15 protein-coding genes, 2 tRNA genes and 1 pseudogene are annotated in these 17789 nt (G+C 72.3%); 8 read left to right on the top strand and 10 right to left on the bottom strand.

Annotated elements, in window-relative coordinates; genetic code table 11:
• Positions 1 to 312: 312 nt before the first annotated feature.
• A complete protein-coding gene (locus SJY06_RS11430; RefSeq protein ID WP_380167633.1) occupies positions 313 to 1407 on the top strand; it encodes a hypothetical protein in 1095 nt (364 codons plus the stop codon).
• Here SJY06_RS11430 and SJY06_RS11425 read toward each other — a convergent pair.
• Together SJY06_RS11425 and SJY06_RS11420 are read right to left on the bottom strand one after the other, a co-directional pair.
• Positions 1378 to 2994 carry a multicopper oxidase family protein gene (locus SJY06_RS11425; RefSeq protein ID WP_380167631.1) on the bottom strand — a complete coding sequence of 539 codons (1617 nt, stop codon included), beginning with the start codon at positions 2992 to 2994 and terminating at the stop codon, positions 1378 to 1380. The two genes, SJY06_RS11430 and SJY06_RS11425, sit on opposite strands and share 30 nt — an antisense overlap.
• 83 nt (positions 2995 to 3077) lie before the next feature.
• Positions 3078 to 3581 (bottom strand): OsmC family protein, encoded by a 504-nt coding sequence (locus SJY06_RS11420; RefSeq protein ID WP_380167629.1) that lies wholly within the window; start codon positions 3579 to 3581, stop codon positions 3078 to 3080.
• Positions 3582 to 3717: 136 nt separating this feature from the next.
• Here SJY06_RS11420 and valS point away from each other — a divergent pair, with 136 nt between their 5' ends.
• Both valS and SJY06_RS11410 read left to right on the top strand, forming a co-directional pair.
• Positions 3718 to 6309, top strand: a complete 2592-nt coding sequence (valS, locus tag SJY06_RS11415) for a valine--tRNA ligase (protein ID WP_380167627.1) — start codon at positions 3718 to 3720, stop codon at positions 6307 to 6309.
• Between the two features lie 85 nt (positions 6310 to 6394).
• Entirely contained in the window at positions 6395 to 7003 is a 609-nt protein-coding gene (locus tag SJY06_RS11410; RefSeq protein WP_380167625.1) for a hypothetical protein, read from the top strand.
• Between the two features lie 58 nt (positions 7004 to 7061).
• Here SJY06_RS11410 and clpX read toward each other — a convergent pair.
• The 7 genes and pseudogenes from clpX to SJY06_RS11375 all read right to left on the bottom strand — a co-directional run bounded on the left by clpX (position 7062) and on the right by SJY06_RS11375 (position 12963).
• Positions 7062 to 8343 (bottom strand): annotated as a pseudogene (gene clpX, locus SJY06_RS11405) (ATP-dependent Clp protease ATP-binding subunit ClpX).
• A gap of 129 nt (positions 8344 to 8472) precedes the next feature.
• Positions 8473 to 9126, bottom strand: a complete 654-nt coding sequence (locus tag SJY06_RS11400; protein ID WP_380167623.1) for an ATP-dependent Clp protease proteolytic subunit — start codon at positions 9124 to 9126, stop codon at positions 8473 to 8475.
• Between the two features lie 50 nt (positions 9127 to 9176).
• Positions 9177 to 9731 carry an ATP-dependent Clp protease proteolytic subunit gene (locus SJY06_RS11395; protein ID WP_380169702.1) on the bottom strand — a complete coding sequence of 185 codons (555 nt, stop codon included), beginning with the start codon at positions 9729 to 9731 and terminating at the stop codon, positions 9177 to 9179.
• 254 nt (positions 9732 to 9985) lie between these two features.
• Entirely contained in the window at positions 9986 to 11434 is a 1449-nt protein-coding gene (gene tig / locus SJY06_RS11390) for a trigger factor (RefSeq protein WP_380167621.1), read from the bottom strand.
• Between the two features lie 158 nt (positions 11435 to 11592).
• Positions 11593 to 11666, bottom strand: a tRNA-Pro gene (locus SJY06_RS11385).
• A 71-nt stretch (positions 11667 to 11737) separates the two neighbouring features.
• Positions 11738 to 12226 (bottom strand): nitroreductase/quinone reductase family protein, encoded by a 489-nt coding sequence (locus tag SJY06_RS11380; protein ID WP_380167619.1) that lies wholly within the window; start codon positions 12224 to 12226, stop codon positions 11738 to 11740.
• On the bottom strand, positions 12223 to 12963 hold the full coding sequence (locus SJY06_RS11375; protein ID WP_380167617.1) for a YqjF family protein: 741 nt from the start codon (positions 12961 to 12963) through the stop codon (positions 12223 to 12225). The genes SJY06_RS11380 and SJY06_RS11375 overlap by 4 nt, the downstream gene beginning before the upstream one ends.
• Positions 12964 to 13041: 78 nt before the next feature.
• Here SJY06_RS11375 and SJY06_RS11370 point away from each other — a divergent pair, with 78 nt between their 5' ends.
• The 5 genes from SJY06_RS11370 (at position 13042) to SJY06_RS11350 (ending at position 16354) form a co-directional block, all read left to right on the top strand.
• Positions 13042 to 13533: a DUF6789 family protein gene (locus SJY06_RS11370; RefSeq protein WP_380167615.1), complete on the top strand. Its 492-nt coding sequence runs from the start codon at positions 13042 to 13044 to the stop codon at positions 13531 to 13533.
• 82 nt (positions 13534 to 13615) lie between these two features.
• Entirely contained in the window at positions 13616 to 15022 is a 1407-nt protein-coding gene (locus SJY06_RS11365) for an ATP-binding protein (protein WP_380167613.1), read from the top strand.
• 54 nt (positions 15023 to 15076) lie between these two features.
• Positions 15077 to 15205: a hypothetical protein gene (locus SJY06_RS11360; protein WP_380167611.1), complete on the top strand. Its 129-nt coding sequence runs from the start codon at positions 15077 to 15079 to the stop codon at positions 15203 to 15205.
• Between the two features lie 100 nt (positions 15206 to 15305).
• Positions 15306 to 15376: transfer RNA gene (locus SJY06_RS11355), tRNA-Gly, on the top strand.
• 516 nt (positions 15377 to 15892) lie between these two features.
• Positions 15893 to 16354 (top strand): hypothetical protein, encoded by a 462-nt coding sequence (locus tag SJY06_RS11350; RefSeq protein WP_380167609.1) that lies wholly within the window; start codon positions 15893 to 15895, stop codon positions 16352 to 16354.
• 179 nt (positions 16355 to 16533) lie between these two features.
• On the opposite strand, the gene SJY06_RS11345 is transcribed toward SJY06_RS11350, so the two are convergent.
• Entirely contained in the window at positions 16534 to 16809 is a 276-nt protein-coding gene (locus SJY06_RS11345) for a hypothetical protein (RefSeq protein WP_380167607.1), read from the bottom strand.
• Positions 16810 to 17789: the final 980 nt, after the last annotated feature.

The following is a 17789-nucleotide window of genomic DNA, read 5'->3' as shown; positions in this document are numbered from 1 at the left end:
GCGACGAGGACGACGCCCGGCTGCCCGGTCACCGCGGTACCACCTCGGTTGCCGCCGTACCGGTGGTCCCGGCCCGACGACCTCTCGTGACGGCTGTGACGGGCCTACCCGGTCGGATCTACTCCGGTGCCGCCGGCTCACGGCACCCTTTCTCCCGACGGCTCCCCGGTGATGGCCGGATCGACGCCTTCGCGTACGAGTGTAGGCCCCCACGGCGGCCGCCGTCGGATCCCGTACCCCGCCGCTGGGCCGCAGGGGTGGTCCGGGGTCGTCCGGGGCACCCGTGTCCCACGGGCGGTGGACGATCGACGGGTGGCTGCGGGGGACGAGCCGCCCCAGTGGCGGGCGTGGGTGGCTGCCGCCGCGTACGTCACGGTCATCGGCCTCGGGCTGACGCAGCTCGCGCCCGACCTCACGGCCCCCGGCCCGTGGCCCGGCCCGGTGCCGTCCCCCGTCGGGGCCCCGGTCGACGCGACGCTCCTCGCCCCGCCCACCGCGCGCCCGACGCCCGTGCCCGCCCCGAGCCCGACGCCGAGCCCGTCAGCGGCACCGACCCCCACCGAGCCGGTCCCGGGCGAGCACCTGGACTACGCGGGGTACGAGCTGCACCCCTGCGGGCGGGCCGAGGTCGACCCCGGGAGCACGTGGCTGTCCCCGGTCCCGATCACCGACCTCGAGCGGGACGTCGACCGGATGACCGGGCAGGCCGTCGTCGAGCTCGGCCACCTCGACCTGTCGGACGGCCGTCTCGGCTGGCAGGACGGAAACACCATCGCGATCGGTGAGGACGTCGAGGAGGTCGAGCCGCTGCCGACCCTCGCCGTGCCGGCCTCGGGCGCCGCCCGCGTGCTGGGGGTGAGCACGCAGCGGACGGGGCCGGACGGTCCGTGGTCCCGCGTGGAGGTCGTGGTGGTGGTCCTCGTCGAGGGCGTCGAGCCGGTCCGGTGGGAGGAACGGTTCGAGCTGGGTTTCGGCACCGACGGCGGTGTCGGCGGTGTCGGCGGTGCCGCCGCGGTGGAGCGGCTCGCCGCGGTCCGGTCCTGGGACGAGTCGTTCTCCGAGATCGAGGAGTCCTACCGCTGGACCGTCAACTGCTGGGCCTACCGGACGACGGCGGCGCCGTCCGCCGCCGCGGGACCCGTCGACCGGCCGGGCCCCGTGTGGGACGCCCTCGTGCTAGGCACCGGTGGAGACGGCGGCTTCCCCGGAGCGGTGGGCCTCGACGCCACCGGCCGTCCGGTGGCCGCCCTGACGTCCTTCGGTACGCGGCCGTTCCCCTGCCTCGGCATCCCGGGGTCACCACCGGCCGAGGTGGCGCTGCGGGGTCAGGCCCGCTCGTGCGCGCAGGCGGTGGCCGACCACGCCGGACCGGACTACTCAGCCGCCGGCGTGGTGGGCGCCGGGTGAGTGGGACTCGTCCTCGTACCCCTCGTAGGTCCCCGGCTCCTCACCCGGACCGAGAATCTCCGCGACGCCCATCATCCCGAGGTCGTGGTGGGTGGAGAAGTGGCAGTGGTACACCGCCCGCCCGGTGAAGTCGCGGAACCGGGTGAGGAACGTGACGCTGCCGCCGTTCTTGTTGATCAGCACGTTGTCCTCGTAGGAGGGCCGGTCCACCGGGACCCCGTCGACGTGGGTGACGATGAACGGGTTGACGTGGATGTGGAACGGGTGGACCAGGCCCGTCGGGTTGCGGACCGTCCACTCCTCCAGGTCGCCCAGGCGCACCACCTGGTCGATCCGGCCCGCGGTGTACGGCGACCCGTCGAAGCCGAAGCCCCCGGCCATCGTCATCGACAGCTCGCGACGGACGTTGACCCGCTGGCCGCGCAGGTCGTCGAACGGCTCGACCAGGGCGGGCAGCTCCACCGGCCGGGGCACGACCCGGCGCCCCTGCACCCGCACCGTGGCCAGGCGCGCCGCAGGCAGGACCACGCCGAAGCCGACGTCGAAGGTCAGCGTCTCGAACGCGAACGTCCCCTCACCACGCCCGGTGACCAGCAGGTCGGCCCGCTGCCCGGCGGCCAGCACCAGCTCTGTCAGCGGCTGCGGACGGCGGTAGGGGCTGCCGTCGGCCCCCACCCGGACCACGTCGAGGCCGTCCAGGCGCAGCCGGTACACGTCGTTGACCGAGGTGTTGACCAGGCGCCAGCGCTGCGTCTCGCCGGGTGCGATGTCGACCACGGGCTCCAGCTGGCCGTTGACCAGGCGGGTGTGCTGGTTCTGCCGGGCCGCCAGCGGGTCGAGCACCTGGCCGTCGGCGTCGACCTGGATGGACGACAGCAGCATGACGCGGTCACGCGAGACGCCCCGCACCCCGCGCACCTCCCTGGGGGACTGCACCAGCAGCGCCCCGGCCAGCCCGCCGAACAGCTGCTCCGCCCCCCGGCCGTGCAGGTGCGGGTGGTACCAGTTGGTGCCCGCGTGGTGGTCGGGGCGGATGTCGATCCGGTAGTGCAGCTCGTCCCCGGGCTCGGCCATCCGGAACACGTTGTCGGCGTCGCCCTCCCCCGACACTTGCAGCCCGTGGGTGTGGATGTTGGTGGGCTGGTCCAGCTCGTTGACGAAGCGGACCCGCATGGTGTCGCCCGGGGAGACGACCAGGGTGGGACCGGGGAAGCCGCCCGGGTGCCACTGCACCGGGGCGCCGCCGTGGTCCCCGCCGTGGTCCCCGCCGTGGTCCCCGCCGTGGTCCCCGCCGCTGACCTCGGCCTCGTAGCCGAGCACGTGCCAGGTCCGGCCCGCCACCGTGGCGGTGGTGGGCGCGGCCCGCAGCGTCAGGTCCAGCGCGCCGTCCCGGCTGCGGAGCACCGGCGGCTCCCGCAGCGGCTCGCCCGGTCCGCCGCCCCCGGCCACGGCCGCGCGGGCGGCCGGGACCAGCAGGGCGCCGGCCGCGCCGACCGCGGCCAGGCCCATGACCTGGCGGCGGCTCGGGCGGCGGCTCGGGCGTCGGTCGAGGCGTCGATCGTCGTCGTCGAACGGCAGGTCCAGCACCGGTGCTCTCCCATCCCCCGCACGGCGTCGTGCTTCTGGGGTCCGGATCGCAACTTATGATCTTGCGACGACGAAAGTCAACGTCAGGCGCGGACCACCTCGATGACCGGCGGGGTCGCCAGGCTCTTGGCCACCACGCAGTAGCGCTCCGTCAGCTGCGCCAGCTTGGCCAGCTGGGCGTCGTCGGCGTCCGCGTCGACGGTGAACACCAGCCGCAGGTCGGTGACGCCGACCGGCACCTCACGGTCCAGGCCCAGCGTGCCGCGCGCGTCGAAGCTGCCCGTGGCCTCGCCGCTCGCCGAGCGCAGGCCCAGCCCCATGGCCGTGGCCACGCTGCGCAGCGTGACGCCGGCGCAGCCCAGGACCGCCTCCAGCAGCATGTCGCCGGAGCAGGCGTCGCTGCCGTCGCCGCCCGTGGCGGAGTGCAGGCCGGCGCGCACCGGGCTGCCCCAGCCGTCGACGGTGAACGTCACCCCGTCGTCGGCGGTGCTGCCGCGGGCGTGCAGCGGCGTGGCCGCCGTCGCGGGGTCGTCCTTGTAGCGCTGCTTGAGGGGGGCCTGCAGCTCGCGCAGGGTGCTGGCGTCCATCGGTGGGTCCTCCTGGGTCGGCGGGGCCGCTTCGCGGGGGCCCAGTCTCGCCCAGGTCGGGACCGGCACGGGTCACGGGGGTCCCGGCGACCGGATCCCGGTCGGCCGCCCGGCCGCGCTTCGGCACAATGGCCCCATGACCACGCCCTCCCCCGCGACCGACGCCGTCTCCCGTGTCCCCGACCGGCCCACCGTCGACGGCCTGGAGGAGCGCTGGGTCCCGGTGTGGTCCGAGCAGGGCACCTACACCTTCGACCGGACGACCCCGCGCGAGCGGGTCTACGCCATCGACACCCCGCCGCCGACCGTGTCCGGCTCGCTGCACGTGGGCCACGTGTTCAGCTACACCCACACCGACTGCATCGCCCGCTACAAGCGGATGCAGGGGTACTCGGTGTTCTACCCGATGGGCTGGGACGACAACGGCCTGCCCACCGAGCGCCGGGTGCAGAACTACTACGGCGTCCGGTGCGACCCGTCGCTGCCCTACGACCCGGCCTTCACGCCGCCGGAGGCCGCCCCGAAGAACGACCGCGACTTCGTCAACGTGTCGCGGCGCAACTTCGTCGAGCTGTGCGAGCGGCTGACCGTCGAGGACGAGAAGGTCTTCGAGGCGCTCTGGCGACGGCTCGGGCTGTCCGTGGACTGGGACCTGACCTACCAGACCATCGACCGCAACGCCCAGGCCGCCTCCCAGCGCGCGTTCCTGCGCGGGCTGGCCCGGGGCGAGGCCTACGCGGCCGAGGCCCCGACGCTGTGGGACGTCACCTTCCGTACCGCCGTGGCCCAGGCCGAGCTCGAGGACCGGGAGCGCCCCGGCGCGTACCACCGGATCGGCTTCCCCCGCGCCGACGGCGGCGAGCCGGTGTTCATCGAGACCACGCGCCCCGAGCTCATCCCGTCCTGCGTGGCCCTGGTCGCGCACCCCGACGACGAGCGCTACCAGGCGCTGTTCGGCAGCACGGTCCGCACCCCGGTGTTCGGCGTCGAGGTCCCGGTCCGCGCCCACCCGCTCGCCGAGCCCGACAAGGGCTCCGGCATCGCGATGATCTGCACCTTCGGCGACACCACCGACGTCACCTGGTGGCGGGAGCTGGACCTGCCGACGCGGGCCCTGATCGGGCGCGACGGCCGGTTCCTGGCCGAGACCCCGGAGTGGGTCACCTCGCCCGCCGGCACGGCGCTGTACGCCCAGATGGCCACCAAGACGGTCCACAGCGCCCGCGAGGCGCTGGTCGCGGCCCTGGTCGAGGGCAAGCACCTGGTCGGCGAGCCCCGGGCCATCACCCACCCGGTCAAGTTCTACGAGAAGGGCGACAAGCCGCTGGAGATCGTGGCCAGCCGGCAGTGGTACATCCGCAACGGCGGCCGCGACGCCGCGCTGCGCGACCGGCTCGTGGCCCGCGGCTCGGAGCTGGTCTGGCACCCCGACCACATGCGCCACCGCTACGAGAACTGGGTCGGCGGGCTCAACGGCGACTGGCTGGTGTCCCGGCAGCGCTTCTTCGGCGTCCCGTTCCCCGTCTGGTACCGCCTCGACGACGCGGGCGACCCGGTCTACGACGCCCCGCTCCTGCCCGACGAGGCCGACCTGCCCGTCGACCCCGCCAGCGACGCCCCGGCGGGGTTCACCGCCGAGCAGCGCGGCGTGCCGGGCGGGTTCATGGCCGACCCGGACGTGATGGACACCTGGGCCACCAGCTCGCTCAGCCCGCAGATCGCCGGCGGCTGGGAGCGCGACCCCGACCTGTTCGACCGGGTGTTCCCGATGGACCTGCGCCCGCAGGGCCACGACATCATCCGCACCTGGCTCTTCTCCACCGTGGTCCGGGCCGACGCCGAGCACGGCAGCCTGCCCTGGGCGCACGCGGCCATGTCGGGCTGGATCCTCGACCCGGACCGCAAGAAGATGAGCAAGTCCAAGGGCAACGTCGTGACGCCGATGGGGCTGCTGGAGGAGCACGGCTCCGACGGGGTCCGCTACTGGGCCGCCAGCGGGCGCCCCGGCGTCGACACCGCCTTCGACCCGGGCCAGATGAAGGTCGGCCGGCGCCTGGCCATGAAGGTGCTCAACGCCAGCAAGTTCGTGCTGATGAACGACGCGCAGGGCACCAGCGCGAGCGACGTGGCCGAGCCGCTGGACCGGGCCCTGCTGTCCCGGTTGGCCGACGTCGTCGACACCGCGACGAGCGCGTTCGAGGCCTACGACTACACCCGCGCGCTGGAGGCGGCCGAGCAGTTCTTCTGGGACTTCTGCGACGACCACGTCGAGCTGGTCAAGGAGCGGGCCTACCGCGGTGACGACGCCGCGCGCGCCTCGGCCGTGGCGGCGCTCCGCGAGGCGCTGTCGGTGCAGCTGCGGCTGCTGGCGCCGTTCCTGCCCTTCGCGACCGAGGAGGTCTGGTCCTGGTGGCAGGAGGGCTCGGTCCACGCCCAGCCGTGGCCCACCTCGGCGCCGCTGCGGCAGCTGGCCGGTGACGCGGAGCCGGGCATGCTCGCCGTGGTCGGTCGCGCCCTGGCCGGGGTCCGCAAGGCCAAGAGCGAGGCCAAGGTGTCCCAGCGCACCGAGGTCACCTCGGCCGTGGTCACGGCCCCGTCGGCCGAGCTGCTGCTGCTGCGGGCCGCCGCCGACGACCTGCGCGGCGCGGGCCGGGTGGTCGAGCTGTCGTTGCAGGAGGGGGGCGACGAGCTCGCCGTCCGTGACGTCGAGCTCGCCCCGGCGGGGTGAGAGCTCAAGGGCGGGGGCGGTCCGGCCGATGAGCGCCGAGGGTCCGCCGCCGCCCGGGCGGCGGCCCGAGCGCCAGGAGGACGACGTGGCCGCTGCCCCACCGCCCGCGGCCGCGTCGACCGCGGCGGGCCGCGCCCGCGGCACCGCCCGCACCTGGTCGGTCCGGACCTGGCTGCTGCTGGCGGTGCCGTCGGCCTGCGTCGTGGCCCTGGTCGCCACGCTGCTGTCGCCCTGGGGGCCCTCGCTGGGGGCGCCGGGCGGGGTCGCCCTGGACCTGCCCGGGTCGGTGGCCGGCCTGGACGCGCGCGCCGACGGCCCCTCCCGGGACGGCGCCGACGCCCTGGCCGAGCGGCTGCGCGACGACCCCGCCGTGGCCGGGGTCGCGGTCCGGGCCTACGACGGGGACGGGCTGTCGCTGGTGCTGCTGCGGCTGTCGCCGCGCCGGCCGTTCGACGACGTGACCGCCGGACGGCTGACCGCGGAGGTGCTCGGCGCCACCGCGGGGTCCGAGCCGGCCTCGCGGTCGACCAGCGCGGACGGTGAGGCGCTGATCAGCTGCACCCCGGCGACCGCGACGTCGGCGACCTGCGTCGCGGTGCAGTCCGACGAGGCGCTGCTGGTCATCACCTCGGGCGAGGTCGCCGACCCCGTCGCGCTCACCGCCCGGGTCCGGGACGCCGTCCAGGCGGGCTGAGACAACCTCGCCCCGACCGGGGCCGGGGAACGGGTCAGGCGGTCGGGCTCAGCCGTGCTCAGGCGCTCTTGTCGCGCCGCTCGCGCTTGCGCGGGGACTCCTCGCGCGGGACCAGGGTCGGCAGCACGTTCTCCAGCACGACCTCGCGCGTGATGACCACACGGGCCACGTCGTCGCGGCTCGGCAGGTCGAACATGACGGGCATGAGGACCTCCTCGACGATGGCGCGCAGCCCACGGGCCCCGGTGCCGCGCAGGATGGCCTGGTCGGCGACCGCCTCGAGCGCCTCGGGGGTGAACTCCAGCTCGACGTTGTCGATCTCGAACATGCGCTGGTACTGCTTGACGAGGGCGTTCTTGGGTCCGGTGAGGATCTGCACCAGGGCGTCCTGGTCCAGGTGCGTCACGGTCGCCAGCACCGGGAGCCGGCCGATGAACTCGGGGATCAGCCCGAACTTGATCAGGTCCTCGGGCATGACGTCGAGCATGGCCTGGGTCTCGTCGACCTTGTCGGCGAGCTCCGCGCCGAAGCCCAGCCCGCGCTTGCCGGCGCGCTGCTCGACCATCTTCTCCAGGCCGGCGAAGGCCCCACCCACGATGAACAGCACGTTGGTGGTGTCGATCTGGATGAACTCCTGGTGCGGGTGCTTGCGGCCGCCCTGCGGCGGCACCGACGCCGACGTGCCCTCGAGGATCTTGAGCAGCGCCTGCTGGACGCCCTCGCCCGACACGTCGCGCGTGATCGACGGGTTCTCGCTCTTGCGGGCGATCTTGTCGACCTCGTCGATGTAGATGATGCCCGTCTCGGCCTTCTTGACGTCGTAGTCGGCGGCCTGGATGAGCTTGAGGAGGATGTTCTCCACGTCCTCGCCCACGTAGCCGGCCTCGGTCAGGGCCGTGGCGTCCGCGATGGCGAAGGGGACGTTGAGCATGCGGGCCAAGGTCTGCGCCAGGTACGTCTTGCCGCAGCCGGTCGGCCCGATCAGCAGGATGTTGGACTTGGCGATCTCGACCTGGTCGTCGCGCTTGGGTCCGGAGGCGCCGGCCTGGACCCGCTTGTAGTGGTTGTAGACCGCCACCGACAGGGCGCGCTTCGCGGGCTCCTGGCCGACGACGTAGTTCTCGAGGAACTCGAAGATCTCGCGCGGCTTGGGCAGCTCGGTCAGAACCGAGGTCGCCGGCGTCGGCCAGCTCCTCCTCGATGATCTCGTTGCACAGGTCGATGCACTCGTCGCAGATGTAGACCCCGGGCCCTGCGATGAGCTTCTTGACCTGCTTCTGGCTCTTGCCGCAGAAGGAGCACTTGAGGAGGTCGCTGCCGTCTCCGAGTCGTGCCACCACGTGTCCTTCCAGTTGCGCACCGGACGGTGCGTTCCGATGACGCTACCCCCCAGCATCACCGGGGTGCAGTCCCCCACGCCACCCGGCGCGCCCGGGATCGTGCGATTCCCCCGGGCGCGCGGGCGAGGGTCAGCGACCGGCGGCGGGCAGACCGCGGCTGGCCGTGGGCTTGCGCGGCTCCAGCACCTGGTCGATCAGGCCGTACTCCAGCGCCTGCTGCGCGGTGAGGATCTTGTCGCGCTCGATGTCCTTGCGGATCTCCTCGGCCTCCTTGCCCGTGTGCAGGGCGACCGTCTCCTCCAGCCAGGTGCGCATGCGCTGGACCTCGTTGGCCTGGATCTCCAGGTCGGAGGCCTGCCCGTACTCCCCGCCGGACATGGCCGGCTGGTGGATGAGCACGCGCGCGTTCGGCAGGGCGAACCGCTTGCCGGGGCTGCCGGCGGCCAGCAGCACGGCCGCCGCGCTGGCGGCCTGCCCGAGGCAGTACGTCTGCACGTCCGGCTTGATGTACTGCATCGTGTCGTAGATCGCCGTCAGCGCCGTGAACGAGCCGCCGGGGCTGTTGATGTAGAAGATGATGTCGCGGTCGGGGTCCTGGGACTCCAGCACGATCAGCTGCGCCATCACGTCGTCGGCGCTCGCGTCGTCGACCTGCACGCCGAGGAAGATGATCCGGTCCTCGAACAGCTTGGCGTAGGGGTCGAGCGTGCGGGAGCCGTAGGTGGTGCGCTCGGTGAACTGGGGCAGGATGTAGCGGCTGCTGGGGGCGGGTACCTGGGGCATGCGGCCCTCCTGGGGGATCATGGACGACGGTCGGGCGGGGTCGGTCCAGGTCATGCCGGAGCACCCCCGCCGGGGACCTCGCGCGCGGAACGGACCACGTGGTCGACCTGGCCGTAGGCCAGCGCCTCGTCGGCGGTGAACCAGCGGTCGCGGTCGGAGTCCCGCGTGATGGTCGCCTCGTCCTGCCCGGTGTGGAAGGCGATGAGCTCGGCCATCTGCTTCTTGATGTGGACGATCTGCTCGGCCTGGATCTTGATGTCCGAGGCGGTGCCGCCCACGCCGCCGAGCGGCTGGTGCATCATGATCCGGCTGTGCGGCAGCGCGTAGCGCTTGCCCTTGGCCCCGGCCGCGAGCAGGAACTGGCCCATGGAGGCGGCCAGGCCCATCGCCACCGTGCCGACGTCCGGCTCGATGAACTGCATGGTGTCGTACAGCGCCATGCCGGCCGACACGGAACCACCAGGGCTGTTGATGTACAGCATGATGTCCTTGTCGGGGTCCTCCGCGGCCAGCAGGAGCAGCTGCGCGCAGATGGCGTTGGCGTTCTCGTCGCGGACCTCGGAGCCGAGGAAGATGATCCGCTGCGACAGCAGCCGCTGGTACACGTTGTCGTCGAGGCCGAACTGGCCGCCGGGCGACTTCGCCGTCGGGACCTCGAGCCCGGAGTTGCCGGGGCTGGTCAGGTGGGACTGGGCCGTCACGTCGTTGCTCCTCACGTCGTCAAGTGCGTACGGACACTAACGCCGTCCTCGGACGCGCCACTCCCCGGCTGTACGGCGTTTCGCTGTCAGCGCAGGTACGTCGGCCGTGGGCAGACGGGGGTCCGCGCCACGGCCGACGGTGCTACGGCAGGGCCGGGTCAGGCCTTCTTCTCGTCGGCCTCGGCGGGGCTGTCGGGCGAGTCGGGGCTGTCCGGCGAGTCCGGGCTGTCGGGCGAGTCGGGGCTGTCCGGGCTGTCGGCGCCGCTGGCGTCGTCCCCGGCGCCGGCCTGCTCGGCCTGCACGGTCTCCGGCACGCCCGGGACCCCGGCGGCCTGACGCGACAGGCTCTCCTCCAGGTCGACGGTGTTGCCCGAGGCGTCGGTGACCGTGGCCCGCTCCATGGCGATGGCCAGGGCCTTGCGGCGCCCGACCTCCTGCACCATGGCCGGCACCTGGCCGGCCTCGTCCACGGCCTTGGCGAACTCGTTGGGCTCCATGCCGTACTGGCGCGAGCTGGAGACGAGGAACTGGATGAGCTCCTCGCGGGAGACCTGGACGTTCTCGGCCTCGGCGATGGTGTCCAGCAGCAGCTGGCCCTGCAGCGCCTTCTCGGCGTCGGGCCGGATCTCGTCGCCGTGCGGGTCGTCGGACTCCTTGCCCTCGCCCTCGAGGTGGCGCTGGACCTCCTCGTCGACCAGCCCGGTCGGGACGGGGACCTCGACCGCGGCCAGCAGGGCCTCGATGACCTTCTCGCGGGCCTGCACGCCCTGCTCGACGCGCTTGGTGACCTCGACCTGCGAACGCAGGTCGGCGCGGAGCTCCTCGACGGTGTCGAACTCGCTGGCCAGCTGGGCGAAGTCGTCGTCCGCCTCGGGCAGGACGCGGTGCTTGACCGCCGACACCTTGACGGTGATCTCGGCGTCGGCGCCGGCCTGCTCGCCGCCGCGCAGGGTGGAGGTGAAGATGGCCTCCTCGTCGGCGGACAGCCCGACCACGGCCTCGTCGGTCCCCTCGAGCATCTGCCCGGAGCCGACCTCGTAGCTGACGCCGCTGGCGGAGTCGATCTCCTCGCCGTCCACCCGGGCCACCAGGTCGATGGTGAGGAAGTCACCGGTCTCGGCGGGACGGTCGACGCTCTCCAGCGTGCCGAAGCGCGTGCGCAGGTCGTCCAGGCGCTCGTCGACCTCGGCGTCGCTGACCTCGATGTCGTCGACGGTGACCTCGAGCGTGGTCAGGTCCGGGACGGTGATGTCGGGGCGGACGTCGACCTCGGCGGTGAACTTGAGCTCGCCGTCGGTGGCGGTGGGGTCGGGCACCTCGGAGATGTCGACCTCGGGCCGGCCCAGGACGCGGACCGAGTTCTCGGTGACGGCCTGCTGGTAGAACGACGGCAGGGCGTCGTTGATGGCCTCCTGCAGCACGGCGCCGCGGCCGACCCGCTGGTCGATGATGCGCGCGGGGACCTTGCCCTTGCGGAAGCCGGGGACCTGGACCTGCTGCCCGATCGTCTTGTAGGCGGCCTCGATGCTCGGCTTGAGCTCCTCGTAGGGGACCTCGACGCTCAGCTTGACGCGGGTCGGGGCGAGGGACTCGACGGTGCTCTTCACGGGCAGGGCTCCACACGGACGGGGACGGACGGACGGGGACGCGCCCGGCAGGCGCGACGTGCCAGGGTACGCGACCACCGGGCACGGGCTGTCCGGGCCGCCGGTCGGGCAGGCCCGTCAGCGGTCGCGTGGGCGCCGTCGCCCGGTGGTGCCTACCGTCGGGGTACCCGGATTCGAACCGGGGGCCTTCCGCTCCCAAAGCGGACGCGCTACCACACTGCGCCACACCCCGTCACCGACCGCACGCCCGGCCGACCTCGTCAGGGTAGTGCTCCGCAGGGTCCGGCGGTCCCGCCCGGCCCGTCAGGACGGGGGTCGGAGCGGCTCCGCCGGCAGCAGCACCAGCGGGATCCGTCGCGTCGTCGCCTCGCGGTAGCGACGGAAGCCGTCCCAGGTCGTCGTCATCGCGAGCCAGCCGGCCTCCTCCTCGGCGCCCTCGGCGACCGTGGCCGAGGTGCGCCAGCGCCGGTCCCACAGCTGCACGTCGACACCGGGGTGGGCCACCAGGTTGAGGTACCAGGCGGGGTGCTGCTCCGCTCCCCCGGCGCTGGCCGCCACCACCAGGCGGGAGGGGCCGGCCGGGCCGGGCAGCCGGGCGTAGACCAGGGGGACGGTGTGCTCGCGCCCCGTGCGCCGTCCCGTCGTGCCCAGCAGCAGGTGCGGCCGGTCGGCCCAGGTGTGGCCCACCGCACCGCCAGTGGCCCGGTAGGTGGCGACGTGCTCGGCGGCGTCGACCCAGCGGCGCCGGTTCGGGTCCGGATCGGTCGGCCCCGTCGGCCCGGTCGGCGTCACGCGGGCACCCGGAACGGCCACCCGAAGCGCGTGCTGACCCCGGGCGAGGCGAGCACGGAGTCCGGGGCACGGTCGACCAGACCGGGCAGGCCGGCCGCCGCCACCAGCGAGTCGTCCAGGTGCAGCAGCTCGGCGTGGTGCAACGGCCAGGTCTCGTGGTCGTTGGGGACGTAGCGCAGCCGACCCCCCACCCGGGTGTGCAGGCCCCAGCGGGCGGTCAGGAAGTCGGCCAGGGGGTCCGGGCCCGGCAGCGGCGGGCCGAGGCGGACCCGCACCGAGCCACCGGCACCCCGGGGCGAGGGCCAGCGTCGGCGGGTGCGGTAGTCGAGCTCGTCGCCCTCGCGGCGGGCGCTCATCCGGGCCCAGGTGTAGGGCAGACCGAACGCGACGCGCGCGCCCAGCACCACGGCCAGGCGCTGCGCCTCCAGGGAGCAGAAGGCCACGCCGCGGCGGCCCTGCGCGTCCACGGTGTACGTGCGCACGTTGGTCTCCGCGAACGACCCCAGCCACGGGACCCCGGGCAGGCGGCCCGGCGCGGCGTCGAGCAGGCGGAACGGGATCAGCCCGACCCAGGCGTGGCCGTCGAAGGTGTCCGGCTCGGTGCCGACCGGCACCAGGGCCCCGGCGTGGGCCACCGGGACCCGCCAGTGCAGGAACACCAGGTCGCGCCAGCGCTGGTTCATCAGCGTCGACCCGCTCAGCGCGGGGGCTCGGCGGCTGACGGGCACGGGCTGCACCGGTCGAACGTAACCGGGTCGGCGTGCCCCCGGCCCGGCGGGGTGTTTCGGGTACCGCCCGCCGGGTAGCCCGTGATCATGACTCGGCTCAAGGGCGCCCTCGTCGACGTGGCCGCCGGCGCCGCCCTGGGCGCCGGTGCCACCGTGCCCATGAGCGTGCTGATGCTGACGGCGCAGCGGGCCGGTCTGCTGGGGACGCAACCGCCGCGCCGGGTCACCGACGCGGCGCTGGCCGGGGTGGACCGCACCACCAGCGGCACCGTGGACCCGCCCGAGCCCACCCGCCGGGTCCTGACGACGCTGACCCACCTGGGCTTCGGCGCCGCGGCGGGCGTGCCGTTCGCCCTGCTGCACCGACGGCTGCCGGCCCGGGTGCCGTCCGAGGCGGTCGGCGCGGCCTACGCCGTCGGGGTGTGGGCGTCGGCCTACCTGGGCTGGGTCCCGGCCCTGGGGATCATGCCGCGCGCCGACCGGGACCGGCCCGACCGGCCGGTGAGCATGGTCGCGGCCCACCTGGTCTACGGCGCCGCGCTGGGCGCCGGGCTGCGCCGGCTGCGACCCCGCGGCTGAGCCGGGCCCCTCGGCCCGGGGCCGGCGGCCTCACCCGGCGCAGGTGAGGCGGTGGTCCGGGCCCGTGCGGTGGGGTGTCACCGTGCCCACCTCCGAGCCCGTCCCCGCCCCGCTCCCCTCGGCGGAGCAGCTGCGCCGGCGCCTCGTGGAGCGGATGCGGCTCGCCCCCACGGCGTGGTCCGTGGACGGACGGGCGTTCGCCTTCCGCGCGTCGCACGACGACCACCTGCCGACCGGGGGCTACGTGGTCGTGGACGCGACGACGCCCACGGGGGTCCGCCGGTTCGTGGGGCAGGTGCACGAACGCCGCGAGCAGACGGCCCAGGTGGGTCGCTTCACGCTGGACTGGGCCGCCCTCGGCGAGGCGCCGGGCGACGACCTGGCGGGGGTGGTGCAGGGCGTCGAGGTCGGCCTGCCCATGCGGGTCGTCGTCGGGTCCGGCGCGGTGCTCGCCGAGGTCGTGGCGGGCGAGGTCGTGGCCTCGCCGCCGGACGAGGGCTTCGCCGACGCCGACCTGTCGGTGGCGCCCGAGGAGCTCGTCGAGCAGGTCCTCGGCGCCCGCCGCGGCGAGGCGCCCACGCTGGCCCTCGGCCGCCTGGTGACGGCGCCGGGACGGACGGCGCACCTGCGCGCCAAGGGCGTCACGCGCCACACCTTCCTCTGCGGGCAGTCCGGGTCCGGCAAGACGTACGCCACGGGCGTGCTCCTGGAGCGACTGCTGCTGCAGACCGACCTGCCGCTGCTCGTGCTCGACCCGAACTCCGACCACGTCCACCTGGGCCGGCTGCGCGACGACGCGGCCGTGGACTCGGCCGACCGCGACCGGCACGCCTCCCAGGCGCCCCGGGTCGTCGTCGCGCGGCACGGCGGGGCCCCCGCCCTGCGCGGGCACTTCGGCGACCTGACCCCGTCCGAGCAGGCCCTCGTGCTGGGGCTGGACCCTGTCGCCGACCTGGAGGAGCACCATGCCCTGCTCCGGGTGGCGGTGGACCTGCCGCCCCGTCACGGGGTCAGTGACGTCCGGGAGGCCGCGCTGGCGACCGCCACCCAGGAGGGCCGTCGCCTGGCCCTGCGCATCGACAACCTGGGCCTGGCGGGGTGGTCGCTGTGGGCGGCTCCGGACGAGGACTCCCTCACCGACCTGACCGAGGGCTGGCGGGCGCTCGTGCTGGACCTGGGCAGCCTGACGGAGCCGCGGGAGCGCGCCGTGGCCGCCCTGATGCTGCTGGGCCGGCTGCGCCGGCGACCGACCCGCCGTCCCGTCCTGCTGGTGGTGGACGAGGCGCACACCTTCTGCCCGCCCACCAGCCCCGACCCGGTCGTCGCGGAGACCACCCGGCACCTGGTGTGGCTGGCCGGTGAGGGCCGCAAGTACGGGCTGCACCTGCTTGTGGTCACCCAGCGTCCGGCCAAGGTCCACCCCGACGTGGTGTCCCAGTGCGACAACCTGGTCCTGATGCGCCTGAACGGCGAGCATGACGCCGCCTAGCTGCGGGAGTCGTTCAGCCACGTCCCGGCCGGCCTGGTCGCGCTCGCCCCGTCGTTGTCGCAGGGCCAGGCGGTCGTCGCCGGACCGCTGGCCGGCGACCCGGTCCTGCTGCAGGTACGCGACCGCCTGACCCCGGAGGGCGGCGGGGACCTGCCGACCGGCTGGCTGCAGCCGCGGCCCTGACCGGGACGGGGCCGAGCCGTCCTTGCTCCGCCGGCCGCGCGTCGGCGGGTACGGTGGTGCCGACGTCCACCGGGTCGCGACGACCTCGGCCGGGCCGTCCGCGGGTGTAGTTCAATGGTAGAACTCCAGCCTTCCAAGCTGGTCGTGCGGGTTCGATTCCCGTCACCCGCTCCGCAGGTCAGGGCCCCTTTTGGTCCTCCCCCTCCCCCGGCGTCTCGGTCCGCGTGCCCGCTATGTGCCCGATCGGCCAGCGGACGTGCTCGTTGAGGGCGGCCGCTCACAGTACGGGACTATCGTCTGCGGTGACGTACGCGGACCTGCGTCGTGGTCGATGGGTAGAGGAGGGACAGCCATTGGCGAGATCTCTATCTCAGACCGGAGTCTGCCCTCGCTCACGGAGGACGATAAGACTTTCGACCTCTTCTTGCATAAGTATATTCACACACAACAGTACCGCGACCTCGGAACGGGTCAGATGATTCTGCAATACTGGATGTAGGAAGAACGTCGCGGCTTGTGCGGACACGCTTATGAAGTACAGGCAGGCCTCATGCAGGGAGGGTACGAACAGTGCTACTAACGAGGATGCCCAGCGTCGCGCCCGCACATCAACGCACGCCTAACCCAATTGACGCAGGACGGAAAGCACTCGGGATTGCCTTACGCACATGCCTGGGAGCCTGCACGATGTTTGGTCTGACCGGCTGCATTGCTGGTGACCCCGTTCCCTTCGATTTGGCGTACAATTTTGCAGAGGAGAACACTGTCGAGGTCCTGTTGCCGGCCTGTGGGGACCATCCGCCACCACCATACTCGCTCGAACTGCGCGATAGCGCTTCGTCGAATGACGGCCCACCCACCCTTATGTCGGTCGAAGACGGCGACTTTGAGGTGCAAAGAGATTTCGACCGTCCGCTCTGGCGAATCCCCCTAGCTTCCTCGGACATCATCAATCCAGACAGAACCACAATGCGCGTATTCTCTGAGAATGAAGAAGTATCCTGGCTCGGAGTGATTATCCTGGATCAGGTCCGTCCCGTCGACGTCTTTGTCACCGCCCGAGGGGATTATGAAGGACTACCTGAGCGTGTCGACTACTCTCCTGCTCCGGTATCGTCTGCTGAACTTGCTGACGCTTGCGATGACTGAACTCCTGGGGTCTCTAGCCCGGATCTTTCGTGGTCCAGGGGTGACGGTGGAGCGGGGCGTCGTGGCCCTCGCTGAGCACTAATTCTGAAACAGGGGTCGGACAGTGGCCCGATGCTGCTCGGATGGGCTCGGGTCCGTCGACGGGCCTGGTCAAAAGGCTGTGGGTGGTGGCCCTGGGGTCAGCCGCTGGGTGCCGGGAGGGCTCGGAGCCGGGTCAGGATGGCCAGGACGACGCCGGTCCAATGGTCGCTGGCCGCGAGGTACAGGACGGTGCGGCGGGCGCTGACGGCGAGCCGACCGGCGGTGGCGAGCAGGCGTAGGCGGAGTCGTTTCGGTTCCCAGCGCCGGGCCGGATGCGCGGTCTGATCGGCGGGGTCGGTGCAGCCGAGCAGCTGTAGCCAGGCGGTCAGGTCGGCGACGCGGGCGGCGATCTCGCACCAGATCTCGGGGACCATCACCCAATACGGAACCCGGGCGTGCGGAGGTGTCACAGGATCTGCAAGCGCCATGGCCGCTAGGGGTGGCACAGTCAATGGGGACACATTCATATCAAAAACACCCCTCAAGGAATTGGAACGGATCGATGTCGACAGGAAACTCTCTCTTCGCGAAGATATCCATTCACAGCAGCGCCGCGACATCGGGGCGGTCGGAATGCTAGTCCGGTACCCCCTTGCTTGGCCACCCCTGAGTCCCTGCGGAAATGCCTCTGAGATTGAGGCAGGGCTTATTCAGGGGGGCTATTCGACCCGAACTGCCAGTGGCGTGACAGGTTGCGGCGGCTAGGTAATGATGACTTCCGGTGCCTTACATCTCCGGCAACCCTTACCCTCCCTCCTGTGACCTTAGCCGCCAAGACCCTGCCGCTCGGAGCAGCTCTTGCGACGATGCTGTTTCTGACCAGTTGCGTTCCCAGTGACCCTGGCACGCTGCCCCTCGCGTATCGCTTCGAACAAGCAAACACTGTCACGCTGTTCTTGCCAACATGCGGAGAGACTGACTACCCCCCGGAACTCGTACTGGTTCGGACCGGAAAAACACCAGACGAAGAGGAGCGTGCGGAGTTGTCCACAGCGGCCAACACCATACAAGTCGGCCTGGATAACGAAACGGCCATGTGGCTGGTGACATTAGATCCGACTGATATGCCATCTCGGACTGCCAGCCTTCGGGTTTGGACTGAGGGAAGAGAGACGTGGTCAGGTATCGTCACCCTCGATAAAACACGCCCGGATCTTGTGGACTCAAAAGTACGTCGAGAACTGCAGCGAACGTCAACCTTGGATGACTTTACTCCCTCGCCAGTCTCTGTTACTGACCTCTCCGCTTCATGCGGCGGATAGGACTGAACCGACGTAGTTCAGGACCTACCTCAGGAGGGCAATGTCACTGCGAAGATTCGTGAGCTCCGCGCGGGTTGATGGGCAGGATGACG

The organism is Jannaschia sp. R86511, from assembly GCF_042466345.1.
Classification (GTDB): domain Bacteria; phylum Actinomycetota; class Actinomycetes; order Actinomycetales; family JBBAYJ01; genus Aquipuribacter.
The sequence above is the reverse complement of the archived record's forward strand: the minus strand, read 5'-3'. Positions and strand labels throughout refer to the sequence as shown.

What these genes read in the sequence shown, in the direction of transcription:
- valS (WP_380167627.1), top strand. Translation starts at nt 3,718, where the DNA reads ATGACCACGCCCTCCCCCGCGACCGACGCCGTCTCCCGTGTCCCCGAC.
- SJY06_RS11400 (WP_380167623.1), bottom strand. Translation starts at nt 9,126, where the DNA reads ATGCCCCAGGTACCCGCCCCCAGCAGCCGCTACATCCTGCCCCAGTTC.
- SJY06_RS11370 (WP_380167615.1), top strand. Translation starts at nt 13,042, where the DNA reads ATGACTCGGCTCAAGGGCGCCCTCGTCGACGTGGCCGCCGGCGCCGCC.
- SJY06_RS11350 (WP_380167609.1), top strand. Translation starts at nt 15,893, where the DNA reads ATGTTTGGTCTGACCGGCTGCATTGCTGGTGACCCCGTTCCCTTCGAT.
- SJY06_RS11420 (WP_380167629.1), bottom strand. Translation starts at nt 3,581, where the DNA reads ATGGACGCCAGCACCCTGCGCGAGCTGCAGGCCCCCCTCAAGCAGCGC.
- SJY06_RS11345 (WP_380167607.1), bottom strand. Translation starts at nt 16,809, where the DNA reads ATGGTCCCCGAGATCTGGTGCGAGATCGCCGCCCGCGTCGCCGACCTG.